Origin of the sequence: Methylobacter sp. (genome assembly GCF_036845245.1) — a bacterium.
Lineage (GTDB): Bacteria > Pseudomonadota > Gammaproteobacteria > Methylococcales > Methylomonadaceae > Methylobacter_A.
The window spans coordinates 1-18,933 of sequence record NZ_DAIUEH010000078.1; the positions used below are offsets into that span (position 1 = coordinate 1).

The 18,933-nt window shown below is 47.6% G+C and carries 14 protein-coding genes and 2 pseudogenes; 10 read left to right on the forward strand and 6 right to left on the reverse strand.

Annotation, left to right across the window (positions count from 1 at the left end; translation table 11 throughout):
* Positions 1-321: 321 nt before the first annotated feature.
* The gene (locus V7051_RS22840; RefSeq protein ID WP_442919693.1) at positions 322-903 is read right to left on the reverse strand and encodes an IMPACT family protein; all 582 of its coding nucleotides are present in this window, start codon (positions 901-903) and stop codon (positions 322-324) included.
* A 223-nt stretch (positions 904-1,126) separates the two neighbouring features.
* Here V7051_RS22840 and V7051_RS22845 point away from each other — a divergent pair, with 223 nt between their 5' ends.
* The 4 genes from V7051_RS22845 to V7051_RS22860 all read left to right on the forward strand — a co-directional run bounded on the left by V7051_RS22845 (position 1,127) and on the right by V7051_RS22860 (position 4,251).
* On the forward strand, positions 1,127-1,855 hold the full coding sequence (locus tag V7051_RS22845; RefSeq protein ID WP_333879053.1) for a DUF3581 domain-containing protein: 729 nt from the start codon (positions 1,127-1,129) through the stop codon (positions 1,853-1,855).
* 207 nt (positions 1,856-2,062) lie between these two features.
* Positions 2,063-2,476, forward strand: coding sequence for a GyrI-like domain-containing protein (locus V7051_RS22850; RefSeq protein ID WP_333879082.1), 414 nt, complete (start codon positions 2,063-2,065; stop codon positions 2,474-2,476).
* A gap of 51 nt (positions 2,477-2,527) precedes the next feature.
* The gene (locus tag V7051_RS22855; protein ID WP_333879055.1) at positions 2,528-2,860 is read left to right on the forward strand and encodes a hypothetical protein; all 333 of its coding nucleotides are present in this window, start codon (positions 2,528-2,530) and stop codon (positions 2,858-2,860) included.
* Between the two features lie 443 nt (positions 2,861-3,303).
* Positions 3,304-4,251, forward strand: a complete 948-nt coding sequence (locus V7051_RS22860; RefSeq protein WP_333879057.1) for a YihY/virulence factor BrkB family protein — start codon at positions 3,304-3,306, stop codon at positions 4,249-4,251.
* 767 nt (positions 4,252-5,018) lie between these two features.
* Here the strand turns inward: V7051_RS22860 and V7051_RS24765 are convergent.
* The 4 genes and pseudogenes from V7051_RS24765 to V7051_RS22885 all read right to left on the reverse strand — a co-directional run bounded on the left by V7051_RS24765 (position 5,019) and on the right by V7051_RS22885 (position 6,299).
* Positions 5,019-5,174, reverse strand: coding sequence for a group II intron maturase-specific domain-containing protein (locus tag V7051_RS24765; RefSeq protein WP_442919694.1), 156 nt, complete (start codon positions 5,172-5,174; stop codon positions 5,019-5,021).
* A 17-nt stretch (positions 5,175-5,191) separates the two neighbouring features.
* Positions 5,192-5,473, reverse strand: a pseudogene (locus V7051_RS22870) (ISAs1 family transposase); the annotation flags it as partial.
* A 12-nt stretch (positions 5,474-5,485) separates the two neighbouring features.
* Positions 5,486-5,653 (reverse strand): hypothetical protein, encoded by a 168-nt coding sequence (locus V7051_RS22875; protein WP_333879059.1) that lies wholly within the window; start codon positions 5,651-5,653, stop codon positions 5,486-5,488.
* Positions 5,650-6,299 (reverse strand): annotated as a pseudogene (locus V7051_RS22885) (ISAs1 family transposase). Before V7051_RS22885 ends, V7051_RS22875 begins: the two are co-directional and overlap by 4 nt.
* Positions 6,300-6,659: 360 nt before the next feature.
* Here V7051_RS22885 and V7051_RS22890 point away from each other — a divergent pair.
* The 6 genes from V7051_RS22890 (at position 6,660) to V7051_RS22915 (ending at position 17,180) form a co-directional block, all read left to right on the forward strand.
* The gene (locus V7051_RS22890; RefSeq protein WP_333879064.1) at positions 6,660-7,208 is read left to right on the forward strand and encodes a M12 family metallopeptidase; all 549 of its coding nucleotides are present in this window, start codon (positions 6,660-6,662) and stop codon (positions 7,206-7,208) included.
* Between the two features lie 134 nt (positions 7,209-7,342).
* Positions 7,343-9,892, forward strand: a complete 2,550-nt coding sequence (locus V7051_RS22895) for a hypothetical protein (protein WP_333879066.1) — start codon at positions 7,343-7,345, stop codon at positions 9,890-9,892.
* Positions 9,893-10,019: 127 nt separating this feature from the next.
* Positions 10,020-12,593: a hypothetical protein gene (locus V7051_RS22900; protein WP_333879068.1), complete on the forward strand. Its 2,574-nt coding sequence runs from the start codon at positions 10,020-10,022 to the stop codon at positions 12,591-12,593.
* 131 nt (positions 12,594-12,724) lie between these two features.
* Complete coding sequence (locus tag V7051_RS22905) at positions 12,725-14,590, forward strand: GMC family oxidoreductase (RefSeq protein WP_333879070.1); 1,866 nt, start codon at positions 12,725-12,727, stop codon at positions 14,588-14,590.
* Positions 14,591-14,856: 266 nt separating this feature from the next.
* The gene (locus V7051_RS22910) at positions 14,857-15,936 is read left to right on the forward strand and encodes a cytochrome P450 (RefSeq protein WP_333879072.1); all 1,080 of its coding nucleotides are present in this window, start codon (positions 14,857-14,859) and stop codon (positions 15,934-15,936) included.
* A 215-nt stretch (positions 15,937-16,151) separates the two neighbouring features.
* On the forward strand, positions 16,152-17,180 hold the full coding sequence (locus V7051_RS22915; RefSeq protein WP_333879074.1) for a hypothetical protein: 1,029 nt from the start codon (positions 16,152-16,154) through the stop codon (positions 17,178-17,180).
* A 985-nt stretch (positions 17,181-18,165) separates the two neighbouring features.
* Here V7051_RS22915 and V7051_RS22920 read toward each other — a convergent pair.
* Positions 18,166-18,408, reverse strand: a complete 243-nt coding sequence (locus V7051_RS22920; protein WP_333879076.1) for a helix-turn-helix domain-containing protein — start codon at positions 18,406-18,408, stop codon at positions 18,166-18,168.
* Positions 18,409-18,933 lie beyond the last annotated feature (525 nt).

Sequence of the window (18,933 nt, forward strand, 5' to 3'; positions counted from 1 at the left end):
TTATTTTAACCCCATAAAGAGGGGTGCCATATCGATTATTTAGGAAAGATGTCTAGTGTCTGCAAAGCAGCGAAAACCGGTCGTTGAGGTAGCAAATAGTGAAAGACCGTTCAGTGTCGTAACCGGATGTTCACTAATGGTCTTTGGGGATCCGGTTGGGAATATTCGATTCCGCCCCTAAACACTATGAATTCTAGAGGGCTCTGATCTGATCGAGGACTTTTTTATTTGTACTCTCTGGTTCTCTACTGTCTTCTTGAATTACATATTGTCTATCATTGATCATAACTGTGGCATCAAGTTTCTTATTCATGCAGCAGGTTATACAGGAGCAAATTGGCTCTCCAAGTCCCATTGCTTTTCAACAGGCAGTGTAACGGTTAGATGAATTTGTCCTGCAAAGACTTGTTCAATAATTTGTCCATTAACTTTTTTCAATGCGTAATCAAAAGACTGAAATTTTTCATAATCAAGCGTGAAATGAAGTGTTGTCATTTCTATATAAGGTTGTAATGTCGATGTATCAATCACCTGTTTCGCCATATGACCATAAGCTCTGTTAAGCCCACCTGCCCCCAGCTTCACTCCACCAAAATAACGGATCACTACAATGAGTGCATTAATGATGTTTTTACCTTCAATGTATTGAAAAATCGGTTTTCCTGCGGTACCTGTAGGCTCACCTGCATCATGAAACCGATAAATAATGCCTTCATTGGTTTTTATACGGTAGGCAAAGGCAATATGATTGGCGTGTGGATGCTCGGCTTGTAACTTTTTTAATTGATGCAAAACAACTTGATCGCTGGTGCAAGGAAAAATTACACTGATAAACCGTGATTTTTTTATAATATCTTCGAATGTATAAGATTCCGTAACATAAAACATTTTTGATTCTTTCAATTAAGTTTTGAGCATCTGCTATTCGATAATAGCTGTCTCTCATCATATCAGCCGTATGCAGCTTTTCAATTACACTCATCTAAAAGCAGTAGAATTGTTTGAATTTGATTAGGAGGATATGATGCAGCTCCCTACAGATTCTTTGCGAACTGGTTAATGAAACCGGACATGAGCACTTACTGACGTAGAATTATTCCTTTCACCGACATTAGTAAATAACAATATGTTTTTAAAAGATTTTTATAGCATTCATGATGGCAGTGCCAGTATTGTCGCGGAACAAGCCAGTATGTTTGCCAAAGAAGTGGCACATGATTTCAACCCTTTACACGATGTTGACGCCAAACGTTTTTGCGTACCAGGCGATTTGTTGTTTTCAATGGCATTGGAGAAATATGGCCTTAGCCAAAATATGCACTTTATCTTTTCCGGCATGGTCGGACATGACGTATTATTGAACTTTCCCGACACTGATGCCGAGCTGATTGATGTGAACGACAATCAGGGGAAAACCTATTTGCAGATCGAACGTTCAGGAGACATTAGTCGTGATTCAGTATTGATTGAAAGCTTTATTCGCGATTATGTAGCTTTTTCAGGGCAAAATTTTCCCTATGTGCTGGTGCCGTTATTAGCCCAGGAAAATGTTATGTTCAACATAAATCGGCCATTGGTCATTTACGAAAGCATGACCCTGTCATTTGATCATCTTGATTTTAAGCAAGCGTCCGTGGAAATGCTGGAACCGAAGATCGAAGTCAACGGCAAACGCGCTTCGGCTTTTTTACACTTTCAGCTTAAGGCAGGTGAAGATGTGGTTGGCACAGGCTTTAAAAAACTAGCGATCAGTGTACCGAGTGGCTATGAAGCTGAGCCGATGCAGGCATTTGTCAATGAATATTTAGCCAGGAAAAACGACTATCTAAGTAACTTGGCGCTGGTAGCGAGCTAATTACGCATGTCGACCGGCAAAGCCACCAGTGATGTACGATCGTAAACTATCACTGGCTTCCGTGACCGACCGCAGTCGACCATGAACTGAAGTTTAAGCTTGCCAGTCAATTTACTTGATGGCACGATGCTTGATAATTACCTTTGGAGGTTATATATGATTGATACACCGCAATTCATTCAAACAGAAGAATAGTTAACCGCTGTCATTCATCTTACCGTTTCCCGTGCTGAAATCAGCAATGTCATGGGACCGGCTATTGCTGAAATAATATCCACCATTACCACCCAAGAAGCCACCATCACCGGACCGTGCTTTTCTTACCACCAGAAAAGACCAACCGACATTTTTGATTTCGAGGTGGGTTTCCCTGTTAGTCAGCCAATCACTGCTACCGGTCGCGTTAAAATGAGCAAGTTGCCCGCCGTAAAAGTCGTCCGCACTATTTATCAAGGTGGATATGAAGGGCTTGGTGCAGCCTGGGGTGAGTTTTGCAAATGGATTGAAGCCGAGGCGCTTAATGTGCAAGAAAGCCTATGGGAACGCTATCTAACAGGCCCTATGTCCAGCCCAGATCCAGATACATGGCGCACTGAACTTAATCGTCCGTTGAGTGAATAAAGGCTCCGCAGATGCTCAATTGGAATGAAATAAATCAAGGAATTGAACAAGATGAGATTAAAAGAAAAAGAGGTTGAAGTAGGTTATTTATATTTAACTACTGTCAATCAGTATCGTGCTGTACTCGCGATGAAAGGTGAATTTTTGATTTATGCTCCCAGTTTGGAAGAGACTGCACCATTGAATCTGGATTCGACAAAAATGCCGTTTGAAAATATGCCATTCAAGAAGTGCCAAATCGTTACCTTTGCCAAAAAGGATTATCAAGTATTTGACTTCAACGGCATTGAAGCGATCAAACATAAATTGAATGAATTGCAGCTAGCAGAAGCAATAGCACAGTGTAATGCCAAGTCTGCTATTGCTACGCTGTTAGCAGAATAAAGCAGTTACAACAGAAAAATTTATAACTCGCGGAAAGCTGAGTATTATTGACTATTTAGCTTTTATAATGACAAACGCGCGCACTCAAAATTAAGCTACCAATCTCCTCTAGAATTTGAGCGGGAATTCTACAAGAAGACCACTTAAAAAAGTGTCCTGTTTTAGTTGGCCATTACAGTTTTTCGAGGTCTTTCGCCACCGCTAACAATTCAAACGTGTGAGCTTGTATCCGGCATCAACTCTCTTGATCGAGTGGGACAAGTTGAAACGTTAACAAATCAGGAGAAATTTCTCTCTACCTTGCATTAAAAAAGTAATTTATGTGGGCAACCGTACCGACGTTGACAGTCATTCTGAATTATTATTAATTATATGTCGTTTTTCTGACAGCCAGACCCGGCTGTTTCATTTCATGCCAAGCATAAAACTCATAGTCATTAGTGATGAAATTAATACATTTCTTTAAAGAACTTACTTTAAAACAGGTTGTTTCAGCAGTCACCGAGAATCTGCAATGTGGATACGCACTGCTATCCCCATCAATAAATGCTTGGCTGGCTCATCGCGCTGCCAGTAAAGGTGCGGCTGTAGCTTTTTATACCTTGTTTTCCATGACCCCCATTTTGATTCTGGCAATTGCTGTGGCCGGCTATTTTTTTGGCGCAGAGGCCGCTCAAGGACAAATTATTGCGCAGATACAAATGTTAGTAGGTCCTAATGGTGCCCAAGCTATCAACGCCCTACTCGCCGCCGCCCGCAACCCGGATTCCAGAGTTACTGCTTCGGTCATTGCCACGCTTATACTTGTGCTCGGAACTACCAGCGTCTTTGTTGAATTAAAGGACAGCCTTGATGAAATGTGGGGGGTGAATAAACCTCAAGCCTCTTCTCTCGGTGTAATATTAAGAACCCGGATTTTGTGTTTTGGCTTAGTATTGGTTTTAGCCTTTTTGTTATTGGTTTCGCTGATTTTCAGCGCGGCTTTAGCGTTGATTCAACAGTATGTTCTTAGCGGACTCTGGAATTTGGCCGCACTGGTGCTATCTCCTTTGACGTCGCTGATTATGTTTGGGGTCACAGCCAGTCTATTTGCGGTCATCTATAAAATGCTGCCGGAGGCGCCGCTGACTTGGAAAGATGCCTGGTTCGGTGCTGTGTTTACGGCGCTTTTGTTCAGTTTGGGCAAATACGGCATTGGCGTTTACTTGGGTAACAGCAGCATAGCTTCAAGTTTTGGTGCGGCAGGCTCAGTGATTGCCTTGTTACTTTGGGTTTATTACTCTGCCCAGATCTTTTTTTTTTGGGGCCGAATTTACCCGCCAGTATGCGTTGAAGTTTGGCAGCCTTACGGACACAATTTAATAATTCAAGCGTTCGTACAAGACGGTTAATCAGCGTCCATTTTCCCCGCTCACCCACAGATAAATATTAAAAAGCAATACCCGCTCAATTCGACATAGTCAATCTTGACCCTGTTTACCGGTAAAAACAGTCGCCGATTAATAGTGATTTATCGTGTCGTTTGGCAGCCTGCGTATTCCGATTCAAAGCTACCACTAATTCCAGCCGAATGCTGCTACTGATTCCGGTAAATGCTGCGCCCTCTGGTGGTGATGTTTTAGCGTTTTTTGACGCGGGACAACTAAACGATACTCTGCTGCCTCTTTTCATCATTTAGAGAAAGCAGATGCCAGCAAATAGGTTATCTATACGAAAAATAAAAGAAGTGTTGCGCCTGAAATGGGCCAATGATTTGAGCGATCGAAAAATTGCTCAAAGTTGCAATATATCAAGACCTGCAGTGGTCAACTATGTGAGTCGTGCCGAGGAAGCGGGTTTATTCTGGCCCTTGCCTGATACCTTAACTGATGCCTGAGTTAGAGCGGTTATTGTTTCCTGCACAGCACAAGTCATCAGCCAGAGATCTCGTGCCGCCTGACTTGTTAAAGGTTCATCAGGAATTGCAAAAAAGTGTTCGGGTCGAGTCGCCCGCGGGAACTTCCCCTCAGGCGCTCACAGAACCGTACGTGAGACTCTCGCCTCATACGGCTCTTCTTATTCATCGCCCTTCGATTATACAAAATCCCAATGCACAAACAACCTTGGCAGGCTTTCCCGACAGCGCTTAAGCCAAACCCAAGCTTGCCGTTTATGTCCTCTAAGGCGTTTGTACTTGTTCCTTGCCCAGCGGACCTAGCCTCAAATCTATTCTGACCAGAAAGCGCTTTAACGGTTCCGGATAAAATGCCCCGTAGTACGTGACCCACCCCCGAACCATCGGGTTCAGGCGTGCTGCCAATATCGGCAGGGTCATTGTCCAGGGCTACTTCATTAAAAAACCTGATCCAAAATGCGTGTTAAGACGGAGTCATCCCAACCAGCCGCTTTGCGCATACGCTTGATGGACACCCGTTTCTTCTGGGCCTGTCGCATCATATTCAACACCGCATGACGGATAATAGCGACTTTGGTTGGGGCATTGTCTTTGCGTATACGGCTTTGATCTTCACCAAAAGACATATCCAACACCCAATGTAACTGGTTTTCGATACCCCAGTGCAAACGCACGGCGGCCAGCATCTGCGGCGCCGAGGCCAACGAACTGCTGATAAAATAACGGGTTTCTCATGTCGTCGTATCGCCGATGAGCCGCTCACTATCAATCGCGACAATGCTGCCGAGATTTTTCCACTCAGGGTGAAGCTCCCTAAGCCAGTCAATATCGGTACTCAACCGGTACTGCCGGACTTCAATGCGTCCGTGGCCTTTATCAACGCTTTCAGTGCGGCTCATCCGGGCAAGCGACGCGGGGACGGGCTGTTCAAAATGCAGACGTACATCATGGTGCAGGCGGCTTGGGTTACCTTTAAGCGCAACAGGTAATCGCCGCCTTTATCGATGATGTTCTCGGCAATGGCTTTTTGGCAGCCCATGGCATCAATGGTCACGATAGCGCCGCGCACATCCAACCACTTCAATAGCTCAGGAATAGCGGTGATTTCATTGGTTTTTCACGGGTTTTAATCTGGCCCAGGACGATCCCCGCTTCGCTGGCAAAGGCTGATACCCAATGTATTGGCGATTGCCCCCCATCATGGCTGCCACGTAGCGTTTTACCATCAATGGCCACCACTTTACCCGCCACTTCAGGACTCAGCCAGGCCCGAATCCATTCCACAAACAGATGCGGGAACTGTGTCGTATCAATGGCGCGGAAAAACCGTCGCACCCTGTCATCGCTCGGTATCCCGTACTCATACGGCAGATACTGGCGTAAAAACGCCAACGTTGACTTGTCAAACATCTCTATATCATCCCAACTTTCTGCCCCACAAATAACGGCACATAACGTCAATAGCAATATTTCGGGCATGGGGTGCAGCTTTTTCCGATCAATGCGGGGATCGTCGAGCTGTCCAAAAATATCTAAAAAATCCATTTCTTCCGGTTCCTTGAGGGTTGTTTATTTTGTCATTATCCTAAATTCGGCTGGGTTGATAGCTATTTTTAATGAGGTAGCCCTGCATTCCGGTCATTTACTATTGATAAAATCCATTATCAATAGTAAATGAGGCGAGACCGCTTTGTCTAAAACGGTGATATTCAACCTGTTAATCACCGTTCACTATTTCCCAATTCGAAGCGTTTATTACGTCGGAGAAAAGCCAAGTTTAAATAGAATTAGTCTGGGCCGCTATTGCCTATTTCTGCATGAATCCTTACGGTCTTCGTATAACTACGTATTGATAAAAATATTTGTCATGCTTTATATTCTCAAAAAAAGACTTGGGGAAATGTTATGGGATTCGCGATCAAAGCTACTTCCACAAACCAATGGCTAAATGGCATCATCCCATTTCAGATTGATGCGACCGTATTTCCGGTTGGGTCGGCCGAACGCCTGCAGGTGCTGTTAGCCATCAACGGGTGGAACACAATATCAATTATCAAGTTCTTTCCTTTTGTTATCACGGATACTGACTTCATCTTTATCACCAAAAGCGCGGATGCCGCGGCCTGCTCAAGTCCTATCGGACGACAAGGAGGACAGCAGTCCATCAGCTATAACCCGAATGCGGCGGCTGGCGTGATCATGCACGAGCTGGGTCTGATCCACGAGCACAAGAGGCCCGATCGCAATAACTTCATCACTGTGAACAACGCCAATATTGCGACGGGCAGAATAGGGCAGTTTTCTCCAATAGACCTGACTGATTGCCCAGTCGGGCCCTATGATTGCGGCTTGATCATGTATTACGGAACAACATCATTCAGCGTCGATGGTGTCAAGCAGACAATCACTGCCATCGACCCGGCGGTTTGCAGCAATATCGGACAGCGAAAATAGAAACTGAGTATCTGGAACGCTGAAACAGTCCGTATGTGGCCTTTTTCACCTCCTAATTCGCGTATCGAATGCTATGCGCAGCAGCCGTAGCACAAAAATACTAAGCCTTTGTTATAAATGAGGAGTGTGTACCCATGTGGAGAAAGACAAACAACTTCGAAGAAGAACTGTTGAAAGTCGAAGATAAATTGATCGACGATAGAAGAAAATTGTACGGTGGACAGCAAAGCGAGAAGATAGGCTTTGCTCTATCCGGCGGGGGCATCCGCAGTGCGACGTTCTGTTTGGGCATTTTCCAAGCCCTAGCCAAGCACGACAGAATCAAATATATCGACTATATCTCGACCGTCTCTGGCGGTGGTTATTTCGGCGCTTTCATTGGACGATTGTTCACAAGGAAGAATGTCGATCAGACAAACATCTCCAGTAAGCTTTACACACAAAATAAATCCTCCACTCTCGAAGAGATAGTCTGGCTCCGTGAGAATGGGCGTTATCTTTCACCCAACGGCGGTGGCGATTTGTTATTGGCCACCAGCATGATGCTGAGGAACTGGATTGCAGCCATCGTGGTCATGGCCAGTTTTCTGCTGTTGCTGTTTACATTGGTTCATTTCATCGAACTGGCATATAACTCGCCGAAATGGCCAGTTTTCAGAGTTCAAGTTCCGGGCTCCGACGCCCACTGGTGGCAAAGCGGACTGTGGTTCTTGCCACTAACGACATTATTGTTTATGACCATTCCGCCTGGCTGGGCTTATTGGTGTATTTCCAAAGGCGAGGCTCTAAGCAAGCTGGAAAGCTTTACCAAACGCTTATCCCAACGGCAAGGACTGCTGTGGATATCACCCATCGTGGGATTGATATTGGCAACGGCTCTCGCCGGGTATGGCGTATTCATATCTAATGAATACAACACCGATGGAACGAAAATTTTCCTAGCAGTAACGGTTTTCACATGGGCATATTTGACCTTCGCCACCTTGAACGCGGAAAGCTCCGATACCGATACCGATCAGATCAATATCTTTCAGGATGACCATGCGCGTCACTGGTTGACCTCGGCGCTAAAAGTCGGCCTTGTTTCGTCCATCGCGTTATTTGCTTTGTTTTTTCTCGATTGCCTCGCAAAAAGCCTGTACTTCAATATTCAGATGTACGGCTTTAAGGGCAGTATTGCGTACTTTTCCTCGGCGATCATCGGAGTCAGCGGCGTCATCACGATGTTCATCGATCGGATTGCGGCATGGTTGACGCCAAAGAACAGGGAGAAAAAATACACGCTGCCCTTGACGTGGTTGGCCTGGATTGCCGCCGTGATCCTGATCGGGACATTAGTGGTGAGTGTGGATGCCTTGAGCTACCCGTTGTTATGGCAGTTTCCGCTTCGGCAGTCCTTTTGCGACGGCTCTTTCAACTCGAAGGTGAACGAAGCCTACGGTTGGAAACTTCTCATCATGATATTTTCTTTCTCATGGATATTCGGTAGGAATTGGTCATTCCTCAATCGCTCATCCCTGCACACTTTATACAGCTCACGCTTGGCACGCGCCTACCTCGGAGCCTCCAATCCGAATCGGCATACCGGAGATCCAAGCAATACTGCAGTTATTGATGTCATACTCGATGACGATATTTCGATGAACGATTATTACGCCGCGATGAAGGATAAGGGCGCGCCGTTACATATCATCAATGTCACGGTCAACGAAACCATAGGCGGACAATCTCAGGTACAGCAGCAGGACCGTAAAGGATTCGGGCTCTCTATTGGGCCGGCCGGCATTTGCCTTGGCCATACGGGCAACGGCTTCAAAAAAGAAGATAAGATATACCTAAAACGAGAACAGAATGATAGCACCGATCCTGCTGTCCCCTGCGACGACCTTTCTCTGGCCCAATGGACGGCCATTTCGGGCGCGGCTTTATCGACAGGAATGGGCAGCCAGTCTAGCATTGGTATTAGCTTATTAGCCGGTTATTTCAATCTGCGGTTGGGCTATTGGTGGGATGCCGGAGGCTGGCTCAAGGATGGCGATCGGAATACCGCACTTTCAAAGCTCGCGAAATTCTTTGCATGGCTGTTTCCCACTCAAAGCTATCTTTTGAATGAGTATCTAGACCGATTTTACGGACCCGCCAAGGATTTGTGGAATATTTCGGATGGTGGTCATTTCGAGAACATGGGGGCTTACGAACTCATTCGCAGAAAAGTGCCTATTATCTACGTGATAGATGCCGAAGCCGACCCGGATTATGTTTTCGAGGGCATGGGAAACTTGGTGCGAAAAGCACGGATTGATTTCGGGGCCGAGATCGAATTCCTCACGCGCGACGAGTTGAAGCAGAAGTTGTCGGCGCATTCAGATCTATTTGGTACCTGCGAAGATTTACGGAGGAAGGCGGCCAACGGCTATTCGAGCGCCTGCGCGGCCATTGCCAGGGTGAAATATCCCGGCTCCGTCGATCCATCAACACTGATTTATATCAAGGCGGTCATCAGAGGCGACGAGCCCAAGGACATCTTTAACTATCATGCGATGAACCCGGATTTTCCACAGCAAACCACGGCGGATCAGTTTTTCGACGAAGCGCAATGGGAAAGTTATCGCAAGCTGGGAGCATGGATCGGTGAACAGGTTTTCGCTGTAGTTCCTCCGGAATCGACAGTACGTGTTCAATAACTTGAGGATTGAACGCGTACTTATTTAATAAAAATCACTTTATTAATGGAGGTTAACGACACTGCATCGCTATTTATTAAAGTGTAAACCCTTTGCATGATTTTCAATTTAACTAGGGAGAATAAATATGAAAATGAAAAAATCTGCCCTTACGCTGATCCTGACAGGAGCCGGTTTTCTAAGCCTGACCGGCTACAGCAGCGCGGGTATGGCGACATTTTTTAGTAGCAATGCGTGTAAAAACCAACAAGGCGAGATAATCGATGAAGCGATGTGCGTGAAACGCGACGCCGCCAGCTTGAAAGGCGCGGACGAAGATTATTTCCGCGACATGGACTACGGCGTCACCAAAAATCCCGAGGAACTGGCCAAGATGTTGGCTCCGTTCGTGGCCGACATTACGCCTGAACAGGCGGTCAAGAGGGTCGCGACCGGTCGCAACAACTGGATCGTCTGGACTGCGGGCAATGATCGCTTGTGGGACACGATCAGTTATCGCAGCCTCGGCAGCCTCGATTTTCTAAAAACCTTGTCGAACCACCCCAGCCTCAAATTCAGCCGCAGCAACCGCTGGAGCTACCTGGGTCTGGTCAACGAACCTTGCTTTGAAAAAGGCACCGGGCCACGCAAAGACCGCTACGGACTCTGGCTCGACGTGCGCTCCAAAGATTGCGCGCCCGATCCCTTCGAAAACGAAACCAAAACCAAAACCAAAACCGGATATCCCGGCGTCAAATACGGCGCACGCGGAAAAAATATTCCGGCCGGCTCCTACTACGGCTATGCGACCGGCATCGTCGGCCTGCGTCTATTCCCCAACCCCGATTTCGATGAAAAGGCCGAAAAAAATTGGGATCCGGAACGGTACTACACCGATCCGAGCTATTACAACAGCAAGAATTTGATCCGTCCTTACCGCGTCGGGATGTCTTGCGGCTTTTGCCACGTCGGTCCGAACCCTGCCAATCCGCCTGCCGACCCAGAAAATCCGAAATGGGAAAACCTGAATTCCAATCCAGGTGCACAATATTTCTGGATCGACCGGATCTTCTCCTGGGAAGCCGATCCGTCCGCGTTCCCGTTCCAACTGTTCGCCACCTCGCGTCCGGGCGCGCTGGACACCTCGCTGATTTCGAGCGACTACATCAATAACCCTCGCACGATGAACGCGGTCTATAATTTGGTGCCGCGCTTGCTGAATGCGCAAAAATTCGGCCAGGAAAAACTTGGCGGCGGCGGCCTGAATAACCGGCAATTCAATGATTACTTTAAATCCGGGCCGTTGACCGAGTTGTATAAGGCGCCTGATACCGTATTTACACCGCGCGTCTTGAAGGACGGCGCCGATTCGGTCGGCGCGCTGGGTGCGCTGAACCGCGTCTTCATCAACATCGGCCTGTTCAGCGAAGACTGGCTGACGCATTTCAATCCGTTGATCGGCGGCAAGCCCATCACGCCGATTTCGATCAAGCAGTCGCGAAAAAACTCGACCTACTGGCAGGCCAATGAAGCGCAAACGCCCGATTTGGCGCTGTTCTTTGTCGCCGCGACCCGTCCCGACTTGCTGAAAAGCGCCCCCGGCGGTGACCAGCACCTGACCACAGACACAGCGGTACTGACCCGCGGCAAGGAAGTCTTCGGCGAACGCTGCGCGCGATGCCACTCCAGCAAACTGCCCGAAAAAGCCTATAGCTTCTTCCCGAACGGCGGTGTCGGCAAGGATTACCTGAACCACTGGGGTAATTATTGGCGCTGGACGCAAACGGACGAGTTCAGGAAAGCGATCTACGAGATCGTCAAGAAGGATGACTTCCTGCAGGACAACTTCCTGTCCACCGACCTGCGCATCCCGGTCACGCTGCTCGAAACCAACGCCTGCAGTCCGCTGGCGACCAACGGGCTCGAAGGCAACATCTGGAACGACTTTACGTCGCAGTCCTACAAGAATTTGCCGTCGGTCGGCAAATTCACCGTGCATCATCCGATGACCGGCAAGCCTTGGGAGTACGACATGCCGGGCGGCGGCCGCGGCTTTACCCGGCCGGCCTCTCTGGTCAGTGTCTGGTCGACCGCGCCGTACTTCCTGAACAACGCGCTGGGCGAATTCAATCCGAGCCCTGCAGTCGCAGACAGACTGCAATCGTTCGATAATTCCATTGAACAATTGCTGTGGCCGGAAAAACGCAAAGGCAATATCCAGTACCAAACCGCGAACGGCAAAATGCTGCCGGGCTGGATCGATAGAACCTTTGCGACCAGTTATCTGCGGGTGCCGAAAAACTTCCTGCCTGAATTTCTATGGAAGGTGGCCAACAAGATCGACGGCGGCAAATTCGCCGGCGAACAAGGGCTGGAACTCGGCCCGATTCCGAAAGGCACGCCGGTCAATCTGCTGACCAACATCGATCTTGACAAGCGCGACAGTTTCAAAGACGAAGCGAAACACATTCTCCAATTGGCGGACCTGTTTACCCAGATCAAATTCGACTTAAAGAAATTGCCGAGTAATGCGACCGACGAAGAAGCCGCGAAGGTCTTCGCGAACTTAGCCGACCCTTTGGTCAAAGCCAGTAAATGTCCTGATTACATTGTCAATCGCGGCCATTATTTCGGCACCGAATATTTTAAGGAAGCCGATAAAGAACCGGGCCTGAGCGATGCCGATAAGAAAGCGCTGATCGAATTTCTGAAGACATTTTAAATCTTCGTTCTTCGAATGGGGCAGCATGCGCTGCCCCTCAGCACCATTATCACTTACAGAGTCACGGTGGAGCCTCCTTGATCCAGGATTAAGGCGGCTTTCCCTTATTTTGATCAGAACAGGAAACAACCATGACAGTATCGAATGAAACTTACGAATATATCGTCGTCGGCTCGGGCGCGGGCGGCGGCACGGTGGCCGCACGTCTTGCCGAGCGCGGCAAGAAAGTGTTGGTATTGGAAGCTGGCGGCGACCCGAAACAACTCCAGGGCGACGATCTGGCCTTCCCCGGTGAAAAACGCCTGCCCGACGATTACGATGTGCCGGTTTTCCATCCGTTTTCGACCGAAAACGACGCCATGCGCTGGGATTTTTTCGTACGCCATTATGAAACCGAATCGATTCAGGCCCAGGACCCCCAATATACCCCAAAAGAGAAAGGCGTGCTGTACCCGCGCGCCGGCTGCCTCGGCGGCTGCACCGCGCACAACGCAATGATCACCGTCTATCCGCACAATGCCGACTGGGATGATGTCGCCGAAATCACCGGCGATGCCTCCTGGAAGGCCGATAATATGCGAAAATATTTCGAATTAATGGAAAATTGCGAGCACCGACCGACGCTTCGCAAACTCGCCAATTGGCTCGGTATCAATCCTTCCCGACATGGATTCAAAGGCTGGTTCCAGACCGAAGCCGCGCTGCCGCTTGAGGCGTTAGCGAAAGATAAAAACCTCGTACAAGCCATACTCGATTCTGCGGTCAAAGCAGCAGAAAGTTTGCCGGACCATTTCGACAGACTAAAATGGCTATTTAAAGGACTGGCTGACCCGAATGACTGGCGTCTGGTCAAGGAAAACGCCACAGGCCTTCGTTATCCGCCGCTGGCCACCAAAAAAGGCAGTCGCCACAGCACCCGCGAACGCTTGCTTGAGGTGCAGCAGAAGTATCCCAGCAATTTGACGATCGAACTGGATGCTCTGGTTACCAAGGTGATTCTCGACGACAACCGAGCGGTCGGCGTCGAATACCAAAAAGGCGCAAAACTCTACAAGGCACATGCAAATCCGAGCAACAAGCCCGGCGAACTCCGCACCGCCCATGCATCTAAAGAAGTGATCTTGTCCGGCGGCGCCTACAATACGCCGCAACTGTTGATGCTGTCCGGCATCGGCCCGAAGGAAGAACTGCAAAAACACGGCATCCCAGTCAAATATCACCTGCCCGGCGTCGGCACCAATCTACAGGACCGTTATGAAGTCGGCGTCACAAATAAAATGACGCAAGACTGGGAAGTCTTGAAAGACGCCACTTATTCGGCTGGCGATCCGCAATATAATGAGTGGAAGAACGAAAATAAAGGTGTTTATACGACAAACGGCGCGGTGTTGGCGGTGATCAAGCGCTCAGTCACAGAACGTCCGCTTCCCGATTTGTTCTGTTTTGCCTTGCTCGGCAATTTCGGCGGCTATTTCCCAGGCTATTCCAAACTCATCAAGGATGACCATAGCTACCTGACCTGGGCCGTGCTGAAGGCGCATACGGTTAACCGCGCCGGCGAAGTCAGACTGGTCTCCAATGATCCTCAAGAACGGCCTTATATCAACTTCCGCTATTTCGAAGAAGGCAACGACACCGCTGGCCAAGATCTCGACTCGGTTGTTGAAGGTATCAAATTCGTGCGCAGCATTGCCAAACCGCTGTTCGAACAAGGCATCCTGGCCGAAGAAGTCAAGCCGGGTAAGGGAGTGCAGACCGACGAGCAATTACGCGATTTCGTCCGCTACAATGCCTGGGGCCATCATGCCTCCTGCACCTGCCCGATCGGTGCCGACAACGATCCGATGGCGGTGCTGGACAGTCAGTTCCGTGTCCGCGGCATACAGAACCTGCGCGTCGTTGACGCCTCGGTATTTACGAAAATTCCCGGTTTTTTTATCGTATCATCGATTTATATAGTCGGCGAAAAAGCCGCCGATGTCATATTGAACGGTTAATCGGAAGCCCAAGGTGGGCAGTGTTTTTCTGCCCACCTTGTAAATCCATCCAGGATATAGAAGGCTTCCTAGACTGGAAAATGGCTTTCAATTTTTACCACTGATCAACGTTAAATTTCCCAGTCAAACAATTGACGTACGTAATAATATCAACATCATATAGTTTATCTTTTGGAAAATTTAAACGCTCTTTCGTTGTAAAAGCGGCAAAATTTAGATGCCGTTTTCCACTCTACTTACCCAAAATGGGCAACGGAATCTATTTAATGGCACACGATGACGATGCCTTGCATTACCGCGAGAAAGCCATGATGCAAAGCCTGTTGAACCGGGAGGATCTACCCGATGTGCGTAAAATGATTGCAAAACTGGGCAAAGACATTTTGGACTCGGCCAATGGCAGCATTGAAATTGTCAACGAATTTTGCCGAATGGTGCCTGCCGGGTTGGTGCAGGACTATTTCGGATTAACCGGAGTTGATAAAAAAGATTTAATCGAGTGGTCTTATTGGAATCAATACAACACCTTTCATAATCAACCCTTCGATTGGATGCCCACCGATAAAAAACAGTTCATCGAAGATCAACAAGCCCGCGTCAGTAAACTACTCGGCATTTATATTGCCGAACTCATGGCTCGGCGTACGCTGGCTATCAAACTCGAAAATGCCGATCTCATTCGTTCGCTGTGGTATGGGCTCTGCAAGCTGCTGCGAACCGTAATGGGTAAAAAACACGAAGCCTTGAAAGATGATATCGTCACCCGCATGCTGCGGAATCATTTCCCCGAGGCGATGGATCTGGATTTAAAACGCTTAGGCGTGAATGCCGGCGGTTTATTAATAGGCGCGATAGAAACCACATCGCAAGCCGTTGCACAAGTTATCCAATACTTACTGCAAAACGACCAGTGGCTAAACAAAGCCCAAGCCGCAGCAAAGCTGGACGACCCGGCCGAGTTTGATGGCATCGTCTGGGAAGCGTTTCGATTCGTGCCTATTGCCCCTTATTTATTTCGCAAATCCGCCAGCGACTATACCGTCGGCATGGGTACCGATTACGCGACTAAAATCCCGGCGGGCAGCATTGTTCTACCCGCAACCCAATCGGCCATGTTCGACCCCCGCGCGTTTGAAAATCCGGATGAATTTAATCCGCACCGTAACTGGTATAACCATTTTAATTTCGGCTTCGGCAGCCATGAATGCCTGGGGCGATATGTGGGTATGGTGATGATACCGGAAATGGTGAAGCAAGTATTGCTACGGAATAAGGTCAGCGCCACCGGTTCGATTGATTATAAGTCAGGCCCGTTTCCTGAGGAATACCGTTTAAGCTGGGAATAAGTCCGGCATCTTAAATAAACGCACGACCATGGCTGTGGTGCCATGATCGAACATGGATCGATCACGGCCAATTTCAGAGCTCCGCGTTTCTCAATAACGGACTGCCTAATTTGTAAAACAGGTTTCCATCAGCGGCAAACTGCTTTCAATTAGGAAAGATCGCCGACTCACAAATTTAAGTTATTTGGGACGTTATAAACCTTGGAGTAACCGGCATGACGCAACACCAAAAAGAGCTGAAACATGCATGGGGCGCACCCAGGGAAATATATTATCTCTCCTTTGCAGCTTTACCGATCTCGATCTATACACTGGCGATAGTCATTCTCGAGCAGGGAGATTTCGGTTCGATGGCTTTGGTGTCGAAACTAGCGGCTATTGCCCATGCCGCGAAAGATCATTCAGCACTTGAGCTTTTCGTCGAAGGCCGTTTACGCATACTTTGGCTCAGCAGCGTCTTACTCTATTACATTTTGGCTGTAGCCGTTGTTGTAAACAGCATACTCGTATTGCAAAGATCGCTAACGCCTAAGTGCTTCAAACACGCGCTTGTTCTCTGGGCGGCATTGTCCTGTGTCGGGCTCGGCCATTTGGCTTATGCGGCCGGCAACGGTACGGCTCTCGGCGCAATCTTTCGTTTCACCTTTGAAAGCCTGCAAAACTCCCATTTCTTCAAATCACTGGAGTTGGCTCACATCAGGAATATGGTCTACATCGTCAACCTACTGTCGGCGATCGTGCCTTTTGCGATCGCACTGGCCGCCGCCGCAAGCTTGACTCCGATAGTTGCCGCCGATCCACGCCAGTGTTTACAGAAACTCGCGGATCGATCTCATCAACTGAAAACAGTAGTTAACCTCGGGGCGGCGTTATTGGTGGCAGGCGTTCTGCACATGCAAGCCTGGCTGAGATGGCCCATCGTATTCGTTGACGATGCCAAGCTGGCTAATGCCATGAACGATTGGAGCTTGGCGCTGACGACTTTTATCGGTAGCGTTTTCTCATTAATGATTGCAAGCGTATACATTTGCTGTACAAAGGTTTTGACCAAACGGGCCGAAGATAATTTACGGCAATTACCCGTGGATACACTTGATTCTTCGCCTGAGGAATGGCTGGAAAAACACGGATTCTCATCTGAACCGATACCGCAGATTCCGCAAATCCTGGCTATATTTGCGCCGCTACTGGCGGGTCCGATAGGAGCGGCGCTAACCGGATTGGGAAGTTCGATCGGACATTAAATTCTGCTGCTTCGGCTCCGACTCCGGATCGAGAGAGATCTAAGCCTGCGTTTAACCCTGTAGAAACAAGCATCGCCACGAAACGATTCTTCATATGTCTCTATCTTCAACAAAAGTCACCGTCCGGGTCGAACTCGGTCTTTCGCAAATGACGCAGTTCGGCCATAACCTGTTTACGGCAAATTAACTTGAATGGCAGTTGTGTAAATGAAAACGGTCATTCAAGTTTCAAGAAGCGTAGTGTTCTCGCGCATGAAGCTCTTCCCTGGAAAACAGCTTTCAATTTTCCCGCCAATCAGCTTGGCTTTGCATTTATTATCAATAAGATAGGAATTTACTTTGGAAAATTTTACGATTTTTGATGTAAATTGGGCAAAATTTCGATGCCGTTTTCCAGTTTTCGACCTGCCGGTTTTTCAACTGTCTAACTCAGCCCGGCATAATAGACGGGTAAATTTTGCACAATAAAAAAACCGCATAAAGCGGCCTTGTACCGCAAACTTCCTGGACGCCAATCCAATGCCGCCGATGTAAGCGACTAGTGAAAAAAAAATAGTTCGCCGCTTGATGTTATATCAAGCGGTACGAATGAATTATTCAGTAAATAGGTCCTTCTCTCTTTGAATGACTGGACAGAATCGGGTATTAATCCTCGTCTTTAACCATTCTGGAAATTGTCCTATAAATGCATCAGCCTCCTCATTTGATTGGAAATTTTTTAAATCGACTACAACACCGCCTTTCTCATCATATTGAGTGTCGCACGATAAATCGAAATTCTTCGAGAGCGAGTAAAGATGCAATGCAATGTCAATGCTCTCGTACTCAATATTGAGCTGAGCATCGGTTAATTTAGTCCTGATCTGGTCATCCTTGGAGCATTGATCTTCGTTGTGGTAAATGTGATATTTGTAATTGTTCAATTTTGAGCCTACTAATTGCACCTGTTTAGCCGTAAATGACGGCGTGCCAGCAAAGATTGGTTTTAACCGAAACAAAAGTAAAGATTTTTTAAACCCTCCACGCCGCTTTGTTGATATAACTGAAAATAGTCGCGCAAAGTCCTTTCACAAGTGCCCACCAATAAGGCAATCTTGTGATTGGATAACCCACGGCTTTTTAGCCACAAGGCTTCTAGGCGCCGACGAACTAACGGGACAGGATGGGTATTCTTTTCCTTCTTTAAAGTTTCTAATGCTTCCGAAGTAAATTCAATATGTGTCGTCATGGTTATTCTCGCTTTCTGAGCGCTTTATTATGCAGATGATCAATTAAAAAATGATTATTGAACAGCTTAAAGGTTAAGTAATCCTTTTTCGATATGTACAAATACTTATATCTTTGGCTCGGCCATATCATTCATGACATTGGCAATATTCTGAGACAGCTTGAAAAGGACTCCTTAAATGTCTCGGACTTTTGCCAAAGTAACCAAACAATTCATCTTTCAGGCCGCCAGTGCGCCCAAGTTCCACCATTAACTCCACACCTTAGTTTTTAAAACCGAGGATGTCCCTATTTAATTGGTTTTATTAGTTTTTTTAGTAAATACGGTTTGCACCGATATTTATAAACGTGGGCGCGTCTACAATTGGATGTTTTTGAATGTCACCTGAGCGGACATTTAAAGTGTAAGTTTTTGATCTTTATAGACTGCTGAAAATTCAGCAGTCTATTGAATCCACCACCAATCACCAAGAAGGAGTACAGGAAGCGTAACGTTAGTGGAGCGGCGTACGACGACCCCCGCGTA

Coding starts and splice junctions, on each gene's coding strand:
- V7051_RS22845 (WP_333879053.1), top strand. CDS start 1,127: ATGTTTTTAAAAGATTTTTATAGCATTCATGATGGCAGTGCCAGTATT.
- V7051_RS22855 (WP_333879055.1), top strand. CDS start 2,528: ATGAGATTAAAAGAAAAAGAGGTTGAAGTAGGTTATTTATATTTAACT.
- V7051_RS22860 (WP_333879057.1), top strand. CDS start 3,304: ATGAAATTAATACATTTCTTTAAAGAACTTACTTTAAAACAGGTTGTT.
- V7051_RS24765 (WP_442919694.1), bottom strand. CDS start 5,174: ATGACCCTGCCGATATTGGCAGCACGCCTGAACCCGATGGTTCGGGGG.
- V7051_RS22875 (WP_333879059.1), bottom strand. CDS start 5,653: ATGAGCCGCACTGAAAGCGTTGATAAAGGCCACGGACGCATTGAAGTC.
- V7051_RS22890 (WP_333879064.1), top strand. CDS start 6,660: ATGGGATTCGCGATCAAAGCTACTTCCACAAACCAATGGCTAAATGGC.
- V7051_RS22895 (WP_333879066.1), top strand. CDS start 7,343: ATGTGGAGAAAGACAAACAACTTCGAAGAAGAACTGTTGAAAGTCGAA.
- V7051_RS22900 (WP_333879068.1), top strand. CDS start 10,020: ATGAAAATGAAAAAATCTGCCCTTACGCTGATCCTGACAGGAGCCGGT.
- V7051_RS22905 (WP_333879070.1), top strand. CDS start 12,725: ATGACAGTATCGAATGAAACTTACGAATATATCGTCGTCGGCTCGGGC.
- V7051_RS22910 (WP_333879072.1), top strand. CDS start 14,857: ATGGCACACGATGACGATGCCTTGCATTACCGCGAGAAAGCCATGATG.
- V7051_RS22915 (WP_333879074.1), top strand. CDS start 16,152: ATGACGCAACACCAAAAAGAGCTGAAACATGCATGGGGCGCACCCAGG.
- V7051_RS22920 (WP_333879076.1), bottom strand. CDS start 18,408: ATGACGACACATATTGAATTTACTTCGGAAGCATTAGAAACTTTAAAG.